The sequence below is a fragment of the Aquabacterium sp. A08 genome, from assembly GCF_011742065.1.
The window spans coordinates 1-12,792 of record NZ_JAAQQT010000634.1 but is presented as its reverse complement, the minus strand read 5'-3'; the positions used below and the strand labels follow the sequence as shown (position 1 = coordinate 12,792).

Below are 12,792 nucleotides of genomic sequence, written 5' to 3'. Positions count from 1 at the left end.
GGGGTCAGTGCCGGCTGAGGCGGCGCAGGCGTTCGGACGGGGTGACGATGTCGGTCAGGCGGATGCCGAATTTCTCGTTCACCACCACCACCTCGCCCTGGGCGATCAGGTAGCCGTTGACCAGCACGTCCATGGGCTCGCCGGCCAGCGCGTCCAGTTCCACGATGGAGCCCTGCGCCAGTTGCAGGATGTACTTGATCGGCACCTTGGTGCGGCCCAGTTCCACCGACAACTGCACCGGAATGTCCAGCACCATGCTGATGTCGTTGTTGCCCACCGGCTGGCTGGGCACCTCGCCGTCGAAGTGCGGCGCCCCCGAGGCGAAGTCGTCGTTCACGCCCCCGGTCTGTTCCTGCAGGGCCTGGGCCCAGTCGTCGGCCATGGCCTGCTCTTCCGGGCTCGGGGCGTTGGTGTCTTGTTCATTTGTCATACTGATCTCCGTGCCAGGTCTTGTCGGTGCTGCGGATGGTGCGCTGGACCTTCAGCGCGTACTTGCCGTTGTGGGTGCCGTATTCGCATTCCAGTATGGGCACACCGTCCACCTTGGCTTCGATGATGCGCTCGCGCTCCAGCTCGATGAAGTCGCCCACCTTCATGGCCAGCAGCTGTTCGATGGTGGCGCCGGTGGTGGCCAGCTCGGCCACCAGCTCCACCTCGGCCGCCTGGATCTCCTGGCTCAGCAGCTTGACCCAGCGGCGGTCCACCTCCATCGAATCGCCCTGCGAGGTAGAGTAGAGCAGGTCGCGGATCGGCTCCAGCGTGGAGTAGGGGATGCAGATGTGCAGCGAGCCGGTGAGGTCGCCAATCTCCAGTGAGAAGCTGGTGCTGACCACGATTTCGCTGGGCGTGGCGATGTTGGCGAACTGCGGCTGCATTTCGGAACGCTGGTAGGCCAGCTCCAGCGGGTACACGCCTTTCCAGGCCTTTTTGTACTCCTCCGAAATCACCTCGACCATGCGGTTGATGACGCGCTGTTCGGTGGGGGAAAAGTCGCGCCCCTCGATGCGGGTGTGGAACTTGCCGTTGCCGCCGAACAGGCTGTCGATCACGCCGAACAGCAGCGTGGGTTCGCACACGATCAGGCCGCTGCCGCGCAGCGGGCGCACCGCCATGATGTTGAAGTTGGTGGGCACCACCAGCTCGCGCAGGAACATGCTGTACTTCTGCACCTGCACCGTGCCGACCGAGATTTCCGGGCTGCGGCGGATGAAATTGAACAGCCCCACCCGCAGGTTGCGCGCAAAGCGTTCGTTGATGACCTCCATCGTCGGCATGCGCCCGCGCACGATCCGCTCCTGGCTGGAGAGGTCGTAGCTGCGCACCCCGTCGGTCGGGAAGTCTTCCTTGGCGAGCTTCTGGCTCTCGCCGGTCACGCCCTCGAGCAGGGCATCGATCTCGTCTTGGGAGAGAAAGGCGTCGCTCATGGTGGGGTCTCGGGTGGCCGGGGGCGCTTACTGGACGATGAGGCTGGAGAACAGCACCGCCTGCACCGGGCTGTAGCCCCGGTTCAGCGGCATGCCGGCTTCCTCGCGCACCAGGGTCAGGATGTCGTTCATCAGCGCCTCCTTGCCCTCGGGGCGCAGCAACTCGTCGGCGGTGCGGCGCGAGATCTGCATCAGGATGCCGTTGCGGATGGTGGGCAGGAAGGCCTTGATCGCCTCGGCGGTGGCCGCGTCGTCGAGCTGCAGCGTGATGCCGACCTGGGCGTAACGGGTGCCGCCTTGGTCGGCCAGGTTGATGACGAGGGCGTCCAGCGGCATGTACTGCGGCGGGGCCTTGGGCTTGCCTTTCTTGACCGGCTGGTGGGTTTCGGCGGCGCCGTCCTCCTCGTCCTCCGGGGCGGGTTTGAGCAGCAGAAACGCCGCGGCCGCCCCGGCGACGGCGAGCAACAGCACCACCACCAGGACGATGACGAGCATTTTCTTGCTCTTGGGTTTTGCCGCGCCATCGGCGCTGGCGGCGGGTTTAGCGGCCATGGGTCTGCCTTCGCATCGGGTCTGACGAAATGCCCGCGCCGGCACGGCGTGGGCACCCGGTCTATTTTGTCATGCCCGATTATGGTCGCCGCGCCCGACCCTGAAACCCGGAAAAGGGGCGGTATGCCCGGTTGTTCAGGCGTACACGCTCAGGCCGCGGTGGCCGTTCGGGTGGTGGGGGTCGGCCGGGCTTGTTGCCGGCCCAGCCGCTTCGGCGGTGGCGCGCAGGGCCATCCAGGGCCCGGGGCGGCCATCGCCGCCGGGCTGGCCCGGCTGGCCCGAGGTCTGGGCCCCGACGGACAGGCCGTCCAGCGTCAGCCCGGCACGGGCCAGCAGTTCGGCCAGCACCCGCGGGGCCTGGGCCTGCAGGGCCTCGCGCACCTGGGCGTCGTCGGTGCGGAAGCTCAGCAGAGTCTTGTCGCCGTCCAGGGCCACGTCCACCTCCAGCGCCTCGGCCCGCCCCAGATCCAGCCGCAGGCTGGCGCGCTTGGTATGGGCCGCGGCCCACAGGCTGACCTGCGCGCCCAGGGTTTCGTAGGCGTCGCCCATGGCTTCGCCCAGGCTGGCGGCAAAACCGGGGCCTTCGGCACCGGCGTCGGCCATGGGGCCGGCCGAGCCCGGTTCGGCCGCGAGCAGACCGCTGGTGGGTGCCTGGCCGGCTTGGCCCTGGCCGCCGGCATTGGTACCGGCGCTGGTGCCGGCGCGGTCGGCGCTGGCCAGGGCGGCCACGCCGGCACCCCAGCCGGCGGGGGGCAGCGGGGCGTCGGCCAAGGCGCCGCCGGGCTGGCCGGGGGCGCCCATGTGCCAGGCGCGGCTAAGGCTGTCCAGCAGGCCGGCGTGGCCGGGGGCGGTGAGGCCTTGGCCCTGCGCGGCGGTGGCTTCCGGCAGCTGGCGCGACCAGTGCGGGCCTGGGGCGCCGCCCGGCCCCTGGGCCGCTTCGCCCGCGGCCTGGGCCACGGCGGTGCGGCTGCGGGCACCGGCAGAGCTTGGGGTGGCGGCTGGTGCGGAGGAGGGAGCGGCCGCCTCACCGGCCAGCGTTTGCGCCGAACTTGCCTCACCGTCGGGGTCGGACAGGACCGCGTCCCCGGTGGGTGCGGTGGCGACCGCGTCTGCGGTCTGGCCGGTGGCGTTGACGGGGGCAGCGTCGCCGCGCGCGCTGGGCGTGATCAGCGCCAGAAAGGGGGCCAGGGGGTTGTCCGTGGGAGCCTCTTCGCCGGCGGCCTGTGCAGTGTCCAGGGGGGGCTGGGTCGTGGCCGGGTCCGTCAGCTCGTCGGCCAGAGCCTCGGTCTCGGGGCCGGGCGCGGTACCGTCCAGGCCCGCCTGCAGCAGTTGCGCGAAGGCATCGGCCGCTGGCCCGCCAGGGGCACGGCCCCGAGCGGCGTGGGCCTGGGCAGGGGGTGTGGCGGGCGTGGGGGCGGTGGCGTGTGCGGTTTTCATGGGGTGGACTTCCAGGGGTGGGCGGCGCTGTGCTGGCGGTGCTGGTTGGCCGCCATCTCGTCGTTGCTTTTTTGGTCCTGCCGTTGCAACCGGTGCTGTTGTGCCTGGTGGCGGCGTTCCAGGTATTTGGTCAGGCTGGCCAGTTCGCGTTCGGCCTGCAGCAGCTGTTCGCGGCAGTGGTCGATGTGGAGTTGCAGCCGCTGCAGCACGCCGTGCTGGAAGGCCACGGCGTGGTCCAGCTTGCCCATGAAGGTCTGCTGGGTGCGCAGCAGGGTCGGGCTGATGCCCTGGCCGGCGCGCTGTTGCCAGCGCTGCAGCGATTCGCGGGTGTAGTCCTGCAGCTGCACCAGTTGCCCCTGCGCCTGCTGGTGCTCGCGCTGGGCCCGGCCGAGAGCCTGCAAGGCCTCGTCACGGCGGCGGGTGGCCACTTCCACCACGGTGTCCAGGGCGTGGGCGGTGCTCATGCGGGTCGGCCGGTGGCGCCGCGCGCGCCAGTGGCCGGGCGGGCGGTTGGGTTGTCGGGGCCGGGCAGGCCCAGGGCCTGCGCCAGCTGGGTCACGCTGGCGGCAAAGGCGGCTTGTTCGCGCATGTCCTGCATCAGGAAGCGCTGCATGCCGGGGAACAGGGCGATGGCCTGGTCGGTTTCCGGGTCGCTGCCGGCCACGTAGGCGCCGAGCTGGATCAGGTCGCGGCTCTTCTGGTAGCGCGAGTAGAGCTGGCGGTATCGGCGCGCGTGTTCCTGGTGCTGCGGGGTGACGACGTTGTGCATCACCCGCGAGGCCGAGGCCTCGATGTCGATGGCGGGGTAAATGCCCGACTCGGCCATGGCGCGCGACAGCACGATGTGCCCGTCCAGGATGGCGCGGGCGGCGTCGGCGATGGGGTCCTGCTGGTCGTCGCCTTCGGACAGCACGGTGTAGAAGGCGGTGATGGAGCCCTTGCCCTCGGGCCCGTTGCCGCTGCGCTCCACCAGCTGTGGCAGCTTGGCAAAGCAGCTGGGCGGGTAGCCTTTGGTGGCCGGCGGCTCGCCAATGGCCAGGGCAATTTCGCGCTGCGCCATGGCGTAGCGGCTCAGCGAATCCATCAGCAGCAGCACGTCCAGCCCGTCGTCGCGGAAGCGCTCGGCGATGGCGGTGGCGTAGTTGGCGCCCTGCATGCGCACCAGCGGCGGCGAGTCGGCCGGGGCCGCCACCACCACCGAGCGGCGCAGGCCGTCCTCGCCCAGGATGTCTTCGATGAATTCTTTGACCTCGCGGCCGCGCTCGCCGATCAGCCCAACCACGATCACGTCGGCCTGGGTGAAGCGCGCCATCATGCCCAGCAGCACGCTCTTGCCCACGCCGGAGCCGGCAAACAGGCCCAGGCGCTGGCCGCGGCCCACGGTGAGCAGCGCGTTGATGGCACGCACGCCTGTGTCCAGCGGCTGGCGCACCGGCGCCCGGTCCATGGAGTTGATGGGCGTGCGCTCCATCGGCTCGACCTCGATGTCCTGCAGCGGGCCGCGGTGGTCCAGCGGGTGGCCGTGGGCGTCCACCACCCGGCCGAGCAGGCCCCTGCCCAGCGGCAGGCGCAGCACGCCGCGGTCGTTCGGGGCCAGCGGTTTGAGCGGCTGGCCCAGCCGGGGTTGTGGCCGGTAGGGGGGCAGGGGCCGCACCCGGGCGCCGCTGCTCAGGCCCTGCACCTCGCCGGCGGGCATCAGGAAGGCGCGCTCGCCGCTGAAGCCCACCACCTCGGCCAGCACCGCGGTGTCCGGGTCGTGCGGCATGTCGATCACGCACTGCGACCCCACCGGCACCTTCACGCCCTGCGCCTCCAGCACCAGCCCGGCCAGGCGGATCAGCCGGCCGCTGCTCTCCAGCGGGGTGTGCTGGCCGGCGGCCTGGCGCGCCACGGCCAGGAACTGCTGCCAGCGGGGCGGGGCGGTGGGCTCAGACATCGGCCAGTTCCCCCGGCTTCCAGGGCGCTTGCAGCCCCAGGTTGGCCACGGCGCGGGCCCAGCGTTTTTCCACGGTGGCGTCCACCGCGCCTTGGGGGCTTTCCACCACGCAGCCGCCGGGCGTGAGGCTGTCGTCGGCTTGCAGCTGCACCGCCAGGCCGGCCCAGGGCGTGCTGGGCTCGGCCTGCAGCAGGGCCAGGTCGTCCGGGTGCAGGCGCAGTGTGGCGGGCTTGCCGTCTTCCACCAGCAGGGCCAGGGCTTCCTGCACCGCGGCCTTCAGCGGCTCCAGCGGGGTGGCCAGTTCGCGGCGCACCACCTGGCGGGCCAGGTCGCAGGCCAGTTCCAGCACCTGGGCGGTCAGGCCCTGTTCCAGGGTGGCCAGGTCGGCCTGGGCCTGCTGCAACACCTGGGCCAAGCGGGCGGCCTGGTCCCGGCCCAGCTGGCGCAGCGGGGCTTCCAGGGCCTGACGGGTTTCTTCGGCGCCGGCCTGGCGGCCGTGCTCAAAACCCTCGGCCCGGGCCTGCTGTCTGACCTCCTCGATCCATTCGGGCGACACCGTGGGCGCCTCCGGCTCGGCCGCCGGCAGCGGGGCGGCGGCGGGCGGGGCCTCGCCCACCGGCGCGAATTCCCAGGCCGACACCTTCTCCACCTCTTCCCGCGGGATGAAGCGGTGGTAGGGGCTGGTGTGGCGGTTAGACGAAGGCATCGTCCCCGCCTCCGCCCAGCACGATCTGGCCTTCGTCCGACAGGCGGCGCACCACCTTCAGGATGTCCTTTTGCTGGGTTTCCACTTCCGACAGACGCACCGGCCCGCGGCTGTCCAGGTCCTCGCGCAGCGCCTCGGCGGCGCGGCTGGACATGTTGCCCAGCACCTTTTCCTTCAGCTCCGTGCTGGCGCCCTTGAGGGCGATCACCAGCGCGTCCGAGGCCACCTCCTTGAGCACCATCTGCATGGACTTGTTGTCCAGCTTGAGCAGGTCCTCGAAGGTGAACATCTTGTCCATGATCTTCTGGGCCAGATCCACGTCGTTCTCGCGGATCGAGTCCACCACGCTGGCCTCCAGGCTGGTGCCCAGCAGGTTGATGATCTCGGCCGCCGTCTTGACCCCGCCCAGCGAGCTTTTGCGGATCTTGTCGCCGCCGGCCAGCACGTGGTAGAGCGCCTCGTTCAGATCCTTGAGCGCGTTGGGCTGGATGCCTTCAAGCGTGGCGATGCGCAGCATCACCTCGTTGCGGGTGCGTTCGGTGAACTGCTTGAGGATGTTGGCCGCGTGGTCCTGGTCCAGGTGCACCAGCGTGGCCGCCAGGATCTGCGGGTGCTCGTTGCGCAGCAGCTCGGCCACCGAAATCGGGTCCATCCACTTCAGGCTCTCGATGCCCGAGACGTCGCCGCCCTGCAGGATGCGGTCGATCAGCAGCGAGGCCTTGTCTTCGCCCAGCGCGCGCTTGAGCACCGCGCGCACGTAGTTGTCGGTGTCCGACACCAGCAGGCTTTGCGACGCCGCCTCGTTGGTGAATTTGTGGATGACGTCGTCCACCTTGTCCTTGGAGACGGTGCGCATGCGCGCGATCGTCTCGCCCAGGCGCTGCACCTCTTTGGGGGAAAAGTGCTTGAAGACCTCGGCCGCTTCCTCTTCGCCCAGCGACATGAGAAAAATCGCGGCGTCCTGCAGTCCGTCTTCGGGTTCAGCCATGTCCGTGTACCTTTCGGGCCATCAGGTGGCGGCCGCCGCGCTTTCCCCGTTGACCCAGCCTTTGACGATGTTCGCCACGGCCACCGGGTTCTCCCGGGCCAGCCGCTTGGCGTCTTCCAGCCGAAGCATTTCGACCGTGACCTCATTTTGCACCGGCATGGGCAGGCCGGGGCGCTGCGGTTCGTCGTCCACCAGGGTGTCGAGCTGGCCCCCGGCCGTGCGGGTGCCTTCGGCGTCCGGCGCGGCGGCGGGCGGGGCTTTCATCAGCTTCAGGGCCGGGCGCACCATGCCCAGGAACAAAATCAGGCCCAGCACCAGCATGCCCACCGGCCACGCCAGGCTGCGCGCCAGGTCGAAGGTGTCGGCCTGCTTCCACCAGGCGATGTCGGTGGTGTCGGTGGCCGGCTTGTTGAAGGCCGCGTTCATCACGTTCACCGAATCGCCGCGCTGGGTGTTGAAGCCGATGGCCTCGCGCACCAGGGCGTTGATCTGTTCCATCTGCTCGGGCGGCAGCGGGCCGCTGCTGGCCTGGCCCTTGCGGTCGGTGCTGGCCACGTGGTTGAGCACCACCGCCGCGCTCAGCCGGCGCACCGTGCCGGTGGCGTTGCGGGTGACCGAGACGGTCTTGTCCACCTCGTAGTTGATGACCTGTTCCCGGCGGCGGTTGGCCTCGCTGGCGCCCCCCGCGTTGCCGCCCGGCACCACGCCCGCCGGGGCGGCGGCGCCGTTGATGGGCGCTTCGGTCGCGCCCGGCGCCACGTTGGAGACCGCGCCCGGCGCGCCGGGGGTGGTCTGGTCCAGGTTGCTGCCGCTTTCCACCAACTGCTGGCTGCGCACGGCCGCCGGTTCGGTGCCCTGGTTGGGGCGGTGCTGTTCGCTGGTCTGCTCGGTCTGGGAAAAGTCCACGTCGGCCGTGACCTGGGCGCGCACGTTCTCGCGGCCCAGCACCGGCTCCAGCAGGTCCATGATGCGCTGGGTGTACATCTGCTCCAGCGTGCGCACGTACTCCAGCTGCTGCGAGTCCACGCTGCCGGCCGGCGCGTCGGCCGTCTGCGACAGCAGGGCGCCGTGCTGGTCCACCACGCTCACGGCCTTGGGGTTCATTTCCGGCACGCTGCTGGCCACCAAATGCACAATGCCCGCCACCTGGGTGCGGTCCAGCGTGCGGCCGGGGTAGAGGGTCAGCAGCACGCTGGCCGACGGTTTTTGCTGTTCCCGGAAAAACCCGTTCTGGTTGGGCAGGGCCAAGTGGACGCGCGCCTCGGCCACCGAGCTCAGCGCGGTGATGGAGCGGGTCAGCTCCCCCTCCAAGCCGCGCTGGAAGGTCAGCCGTTCCTGGAACTGGGTCATGCCCAGGCGGTTCGCGTCCATCAACTCAAAGCCGTTGATGGCGCCCTTGGGCAGCCCCTGCGACGCCAGTTTGAGCCGGGTGTCGTGCACCCGGTCGGCCGGCACCAGGATGGCGCTGCCCCCCTCGGCGTGCTTGTAGGGCACGTTCATTTGCGACAGCTGGGCCAGCACGGCACCCCCATCCTTGTCGGACAGGTTGGCGTACAGCACCCGGTAGTCGGGCCGGTTGGCCATGAAGAACGCGGCGGCCAGCACCCCCACCAGGGCCAGCACGCCCAGGCCCAGCAGGCCTTTGCGGGTGTTGTCCAGCCGGGCAAAGCCCTCCACCAGCGGGTTGGGCCGCTTGTCGGGCAGGGTCGTGACATCGAGTTCGGCGACGGCGGTGTTCATGGGGGCGATTATGAAAGTGGCCCGCCCAAACTAAAGCCCGAAAAGCCGGGCAAGACCCCGTTTGTTCGGGGTCAAGTTCGCGCCGGGGTGGCCGTACCATCGCCGCATCGGGTGGCCCTGCCGCTCACCAGCCTTCAGGAAGCACCGCCATGGACCTGCGCCTCACCCCCTTGACCTCTGCCACCGTGAACACGCTGCGCCCCGCCACCGCACCCACCCAGGCCGGTGCGGCGGGTCGGGTGGGGGCCGCCGCCGAAGGCGGTTTTGGCGAAGCCTTCAAAACCGCGCTGCAAAGCGTCAGCGCGGCGCAGAACCAGTCCAGCGAACTGCAGACCCAGTTCCAGCTGGGCAACCCCAACGTCAGCCTGGAAGCCACCATGCTGAGCATGCAGAAGTCGCAAATCGGGTTTCAGGCCGCGCTGCACGTGCGCAACCGCATGATGCAGGCCTACACCGACGTGATGAACATGCAGGTCTGACGCCGGCGCCGCGCCGGCTCAGTGCAGCTGCACCGGGCGCTGCACTGCCACCATCTGCCCCAGGTCGTCGATCCAGGGTTCCACCAGTTCGCGGATCTGCGCGTCGTGGCGCAAGATGGTCATCATGATGCGGTGCTTCTCGGCCCGCTCCTGCACCGTCAGGTCCAGCCCGGCGGCGCGTTCGCGCAACTGCTCGATCAGCACCGCGCAGGCGCCTTCCAGGCGCACCACCTCGTCCCAGTCCTCCACCAAGGCGGCGTCCAGCATTTGCTGGCTGGTGCTTTCGATGGCCTTGTAGTAGTCGATGAGGGGGAGGGTCATGGTGGAAATCCTGTGTCGGCGCTGGGCTCTCTTGGGGTTTATATCGGCCAATTCCCGGGCAACTTGACCGGGGCTTGCAGCGCCACGTCTTCGTACACCGCGGCCATGGGCAGCCGCAGGTCCACACTGGCCAGTTCCACCGTGGTGCCTGGGCCGTGGGGAAACAGCACCCACTGCCCGGCCGGGTTGCGGCGGAACACCTCCACGCTCTGGCGTTCGGCGTCCACCAGCACGTATTCCTGCAGGCTGGGCAGGCTGCGGTAGTACTCGAACTTCAGGCCCCGGTCGTAGGCCGCGGTGGATGGCGACAGCACCTCCACCACCAGCGTGGGTTCTTCCTTGGCGCTGTCGCGCCCGGCGTCGGCCGGGGAGTAGGTCACGAACACATCGGGGTAAAAGTACGCGTCCACCGCCTGGGCGCGCACCTTCATGTCGGCAATGTAGCTGCGGCAGGGTGTGCCGCGCAGGTGCTGCTTCAGTGCCGTTGCCAGATTCAGGCTGATGGTCACATGCGCATCGCTGGCGCCGGCCATGGCAAAGGTCTCGCCCTGCACGTATTCGTGCTTGGTGGGCTGCAGGCTCTCCCAGTCCAGAAAGTCCTGTGCGGTGAAGGGCAGTGTTTCGGCGGCGGTCATGGGCCCCATTGTGCGGGAAAGGGTGCCGCGCTTCAAATGCCGGGCCGGTTTCAGTGCAGCTGCGGCCGGCCTTGCGTGACCCGGTCGATGACCGGCTCCGCCAGGGCGCGCACCTGGGCGTCGTGGCGCAGCACCGCCAGCAGGGCGCGCTGGCGGGCCTGGCGCTCGGCCGGCCCGGCAGGAGCCGGTCGTGGCGCTTGCAGGCGCAGGGCGGCCACCTGCCCCTGGGCCACCCCTTCCAGGCGGCGCACCTCGGACCAGTCGCTGCGCTGGGCAGCGGCCAGCATCAGGCGGCTGGTGTGCTCCAGTTGTTGGTGGGGTTCTGGCCGGGAGGGGATGACGGGGGCTTGCATGTGTTCTATATCGGTGCCGCACCCGCCAACTTGACCGGCCCCAGCAGCGGAAAAGCCCGGCAAAACCGGGCTTTTGTGGGGCAGGGGAAGTGGCGGCGTCAGGCGCCTGCCAAGGCCATGCCGGCGCCATACAGGCTGCCCATGCGGCGCGCGGCCGGTGGCGCTTTGGGGGTGCTGGGGGTGGCGGGGGTGGACGGTGTGGCGTCGGCCGCTTGCGGGTCGGGCGTGGCGCCGCTGCGCATCTGGCGCCAGGCTTCGGCCAGGGGTTTGATCAGTTGGGCCACTTCGGCGAGCTTCTTGGCGTCGTTGAACGCGTTGGCCTCGGTCAGGCGCAGTACGCAATAGTCGTACAAAGCATCCAGGTTCTGGGCCAGTTCGCCGCCGTGTTCCAAGTCCAGGCTGGTACGCAAACCATCTTGCAGGATTTTGAGGGCCCGGTTGATCTGCTTCACCTTCAGCGTTACATCGCCGCTGGCAATCGCGCCTTGGGCCATGGTCACACTGTCCAACACCGCTTCAAACATCATCAAAGCCAGTTCGTACGGGTCGTGTTCGGTCGCACGGGTGTTTACGTCCACGTTGCGGTAAGCGGCAGCGGCGCGGTGGGAAAAGGCAGGCATGGTGGCGATCCTTGGTGTCGGCGTCAATCTCTTGAAATTTTTATCGGCTGACCGGCCCCAAACTTGACCCCCAGCCTCAGTTGGACTTGGCGTTGTTCCACATGGTCACTTGCTGGGCCACGTAGTTGTTCAAGGCCGTCAGACTGGCCACCTGGGCGTCCAAGGCGCTGTAACGGCGGTTCAACTGGGCTTCTATGCGGGCCACCTTGGCATTGACCCGTTCTTGGTCCGAACTGTTGCGGTTCAGTGCGCGCTCCAAAGCGTCTTGTTTGTTCTTGAACAAACCGTCGGTGGCCAGCAGGCCTTGCGCAAAATTTTTCAGCTTCAAGGCAAAACCGTTGCTCAAGGGGTTGCCGTTGTCGGTGCGGAAGAACTTGTTCAGTTCGTCGGTGTTGCTCAGCGCCGCGGTGAATTTGGTGTTGTCAATTTCCAGGTTGCCACCGCGCAGTGCCGTCACCCCAATGTCGGCCAACCGGCCGAACTGCGACCCCGACATGGTGGACTGCAGCATGCCCCGCAACGCGTTTTGCAAACCCACCGCGGTGCTATCGCCTTGCAGCAAACCCGCCGATTTTTGCGCCGGGTCGAACTTGGTGGCCTCGTTCAAAAAATTGTTCAAGGTGTTGTAGGCAGCGACAAATTCTTCCACCGCCGTGCGAACGGTGCCGTTGTTGGCCGCCACGTTGATTTGCGCCGTGGTCCCCACCGTGGCGTTGTCGCTCAGGGTAAGCGACAAGCCCGAGACCACGTCTTTGAAGGTGTTGCTGCTGGAGGTGACCGCAATGCTGCCATTGACGGTGATGGCCGCGTCCTGGCCGTACTGCGTCACCGTACCGCCATTGACCAGTCGCGACAGGCCGCTGGCGTCGGTGTTGTTGCCGTCGCTGTCGGTTACTGTCAGTTCAAACCCTGCGGCTTCGCCCGTGGTTTTGGAGGTGAGCAGCAAGCGCTGCCCGCTGCCGTCGTTCAGCAAGGTCGCGGTCACCCCGGCGTTCTGGCTGTTGATTTTGCTGGCCACATCGGCCAGGGTGTCGTCGGCTTCGATGTCGATGGTGATCGGATCAACCCCCACGCTGGCCGCAAATGTGGGGGTGCTGTTATAGCGCCCGGGCTGGATGCTGAGGGTGCCTTGCCCGATCGGTAAGGAGCCATCCAGCGAGACAGAGGCGTAGCTTTGTGCCTGCGCCAGGCGGTCTACGCTGATGCCAAAGCTATTGGCCGCCGTGCCGCCGCCGGCACTGACAGAGACCAAGTCCGGTTTGGAGGAGCTGGCCGACACCGCGGTGTAGGTGGTGAGACTGCCCAATTTGCTTGCGGCATCCGACAGCTTGGAGACCAGCGACTTGATCTCGCCGTACACCGAAATTTTCGTTTGTACGGTGGCCGCCTGCAGCTTCAGGTTGTCCAGCGGCACCTTTTCCAGCGCTACCAACTGGGAGACGATGGATTTGATGTCCAGCCCGCTGCCAATGCCGGGCGATGAGATGGTGGCCATTGCAATATCCTCCGGGCGGGCGCAACACCCACAACCCCATTAAAACGAAAAAAGCGACAACAGGATAGCCCCGTTGCCGCTGTGGCGATGGGGCGGGGTAACCCCC

The 12,792-nt window shown here is 68.3% G+C and carries 15 protein-coding genes; 1 reads left to right on the top strand and 14 read right to left on the bottom strand.

The genetic code is table 11. From position 1 onward, the window contains the following. Positions 1 to 4: 4 nt before the first annotated feature. The 9 genes from fliN to fliF all read right to left on the bottom strand — a co-directional run bounded on the left by fliN (position 5) and on the right by fliF (position 8,783). Entirely contained in the window at positions 5 to 430 is a 426-nt protein-coding gene (gene fliN / locus HA630_RS13070) for a flagellar motor switch protein FliN (RefSeq protein ID WP_166835228.1), read from the bottom strand. After that, complete coding sequence (gene fliM / locus HA630_RS13065; RefSeq protein ID WP_166835226.1) at positions 420 to 1,424, bottom strand: flagellar motor switch protein FliM; 1,005 nt, start codon at positions 1,422 to 1,424, stop codon at positions 420 to 422. The genes fliN and fliM overlap by 11 nt, the downstream gene beginning before the upstream one ends. A 27-nt stretch (positions 1,425 to 1,451) precedes the next feature. Beyond that, positions 1,452 to 1,976, bottom strand: a complete 525-nt coding sequence (gene fliL, locus HA630_RS13060; protein WP_166835224.1) for a flagellar basal body-associated protein FliL — start codon at positions 1,974 to 1,976, stop codon at positions 1,452 to 1,454. A 135-nt stretch (positions 1,977 to 2,111) separates the two neighbouring features. Further along, complete coding sequence (locus HA630_RS25660) at positions 2,112 to 3,413, bottom strand: flagellar hook-length control protein FliK (protein WP_166835222.1); 1,302 nt, start codon at positions 3,411 to 3,413, stop codon at positions 2,112 to 2,114. Further along, positions 3,410 to 3,877 carry a flagellar export protein FliJ gene (gene fliJ, locus HA630_RS13050; RefSeq protein WP_166835220.1) on the bottom strand — a complete coding sequence of 156 codons (468 nt, stop codon included), beginning with the start codon at positions 3,875 to 3,877 and terminating at the stop codon, positions 3,410 to 3,412. The genes HA630_RS25660 and fliJ overlap by 4 nt, the downstream gene beginning before the upstream one ends. Further along, positions 3,874 to 5,349 (bottom strand): flagellar protein export ATPase FliI, encoded by a 1,476-nt coding sequence (gene fliI, locus HA630_RS13045; protein ID WP_166835218.1) that lies wholly within the window; start codon positions 5,347 to 5,349, stop codon positions 3,874 to 3,876. The genes fliJ and fliI overlap by 4 nt, the downstream gene beginning before the upstream one ends. Then, entirely contained in the window at positions 5,342 to 6,055 is a 714-nt protein-coding gene (locus HA630_RS13040) for a FliH/SctL family protein (protein ID WP_166835216.1), read from the bottom strand. Before HA630_RS13040 ends, fliI begins: the two co-directional genes overlap by 8 nt. After that, positions 6,042 to 7,043 carry a flagellar motor switch protein FliG gene (fliG, locus tag HA630_RS13035; protein WP_166835214.1) on the bottom strand — a complete coding sequence of 334 codons (1,002 nt, stop codon included), beginning with the start codon at positions 7,041 to 7,043 and terminating at the stop codon, positions 6,042 to 6,044. Before fliG ends, HA630_RS13040 begins: the two co-directional genes overlap by 14 nt. Before the next feature lie 21 nt (positions 7,044 to 7,064). After that, a complete protein-coding gene (gene fliF, locus HA630_RS13030) occupies positions 7,065 to 8,783 on the bottom strand; it encodes a flagellar basal-body MS-ring/collar protein FliF (RefSeq protein ID WP_166835212.1) in 1,719 nt (572 codons plus the stop codon). Between the two features lie 149 nt (positions 8,784 to 8,932). Between fliF and fliE the strand changes: the two genes are divergently transcribed. Beyond that, on the top strand, positions 8,933 to 9,262 hold the full coding sequence (fliE, locus tag HA630_RS13025) for a flagellar hook-basal body complex protein FliE (protein ID WP_166835210.1): 330 nt from the start codon (positions 8,933 to 8,935) through the stop codon (positions 9,260 to 9,262). An 18-nt stretch (positions 9,263 to 9,280) separates the two neighbouring features. Here the strand turns inward: fliE and HA630_RS13020 are convergent, their stop codons facing one another. The 5 genes from HA630_RS13020 to fliD form a co-directional block, all read right to left on the bottom strand. Further along, positions 9,281 to 9,583, bottom strand: a complete 303-nt coding sequence (locus HA630_RS13020; protein WP_166835208.1) for a flagellar protein FliT — start codon at positions 9,581 to 9,583, stop codon at positions 9,281 to 9,283. 38 nt (positions 9,584 to 9,621) lie between these two features. Continuing rightward, positions 9,622 to 10,218, bottom strand: coding sequence for a Uma2 family endonuclease (locus tag HA630_RS13015; protein WP_166835206.1), 597 nt, complete (start codon positions 10,216 to 10,218; stop codon positions 9,622 to 9,624). Positions 10,219 to 10,268: 50 nt separating this feature from the next. Further along, on the bottom strand, positions 10,269 to 10,571 hold the full coding sequence (fliT, locus tag HA630_RS13010; protein WP_166835204.1) for a flagellar protein FliT: 303 nt from the start codon (positions 10,569 to 10,571) through the stop codon (positions 10,269 to 10,271). Positions 10,572 to 10,669: 98 nt separating this feature from the next. Further along, a complete protein-coding gene (fliS, locus tag HA630_RS13005) occupies positions 10,670 to 11,191 on the bottom strand; it encodes a flagellar export chaperone FliS (protein WP_166835202.1) in 522 nt (173 codons plus the stop codon). Between the two features lie 76 nt (positions 11,192 to 11,267). Continuing rightward, positions 11,268 to 12,686 carry a flagellar filament capping protein FliD gene (gene fliD, locus HA630_RS13000; protein WP_166835200.1) on the bottom strand — a complete coding sequence of 473 codons (1,419 nt, stop codon included), beginning with the start codon at positions 12,684 to 12,686 and terminating at the stop codon, positions 11,268 to 11,270. Positions 12,687 to 12,792 lie beyond the last annotated feature (106 nt).

What these genes read in the sequence shown, in the direction of transcription:
- fliF (WP_166835212.1), bottom strand. Translation starts at nt 8,783, where the DNA reads ATGAACACCGCCGTCGCCGAACTCGATGTCACGACCCTGCCCGACAAG.
- fliS (WP_166835202.1), bottom strand. Translation starts at nt 11,191, where the DNA reads ATGCCTGCCTTTTCCCACCGCGCCGCTGCCGCTTACCGCAACGTGGAC.
- fliE (WP_166835210.1), top strand. Translation starts at nt 8,933, where the DNA reads ATGGACCTGCGCCTCACCCCCTTGACCTCTGCCACCGTGAACACGCTG.
- fliM (WP_166835226.1), bottom strand. Translation starts at nt 1,424, where the DNA reads ATGAGCGACGCCTTTCTCTCCCAAGACGAGATCGATGCCCTGCTCGAG.
- HA630_RS13015 (WP_166835206.1), bottom strand. Translation starts at nt 10,218, where the DNA reads ATGACCGCCGCCGAAACACTGCCCTTCACCGCACAGGACTTTCTGGAC.
- fliJ (WP_166835220.1), bottom strand. Translation starts at nt 3,877, where the DNA reads ATGAGCACCGCCCACGCCCTGGACACCGTGGTGGAAGTGGCCACCCGC.
- HA630_RS13020 (WP_166835208.1), bottom strand. Translation starts at nt 9,583, where the DNA reads ATGACCCTCCCCCTCATCGACTACTACAAGGCCATCGAAAGCACCAGC.
- fliD (WP_166835200.1), bottom strand. Translation starts at nt 12,686, where the DNA reads ATGGCCACCATCTCATCGCCCGGCATTGGCAGCGGGCTGGACATCAAA.
- fliG (WP_166835214.1), bottom strand. Translation starts at nt 7,043, where the DNA reads ATGGCTGAACCCGAAGACGGACTGCAGGACGCCGCGATTTTTCTCATG.
- fliT (WP_166835204.1), bottom strand. Translation starts at nt 10,571, where the DNA reads ATGCAAGCCCCCGTCATCCCCTCCCGGCCAGAACCCCACCAACAACTG.
- HA630_RS13040 (WP_166835216.1), bottom strand. Translation starts at nt 6,055, where the DNA reads ATGCCTTCGTCTAACCGCCACACCAGCCCCTACCACCGCTTCATCCCG.
- fliI (WP_166835218.1), bottom strand. Translation starts at nt 5,349, where the DNA reads ATGTCTGAGCCCACCGCCCCGCCCCGCTGGCAGCAGTTCCTGGCCGTG.
- fliN (WP_166835228.1), bottom strand. Translation starts at nt 430, where the DNA reads ATGACAAATGAACAAGACACCAACGCCCCGAGCCCGGAAGAGCAGGCC.
- HA630_RS25660 (WP_166835222.1), bottom strand. Translation starts at nt 3,413, where the DNA reads ATGAAAACCGCACACGCCACCGCCCCCACGCCCGCCACACCCCCTGCC.
- fliL (WP_166835224.1), bottom strand. Translation starts at nt 1,976, where the DNA reads ATGGCCGCTAAACCCGCCGCCAGCGCCGATGGCGCGGCAAAACCCAAG.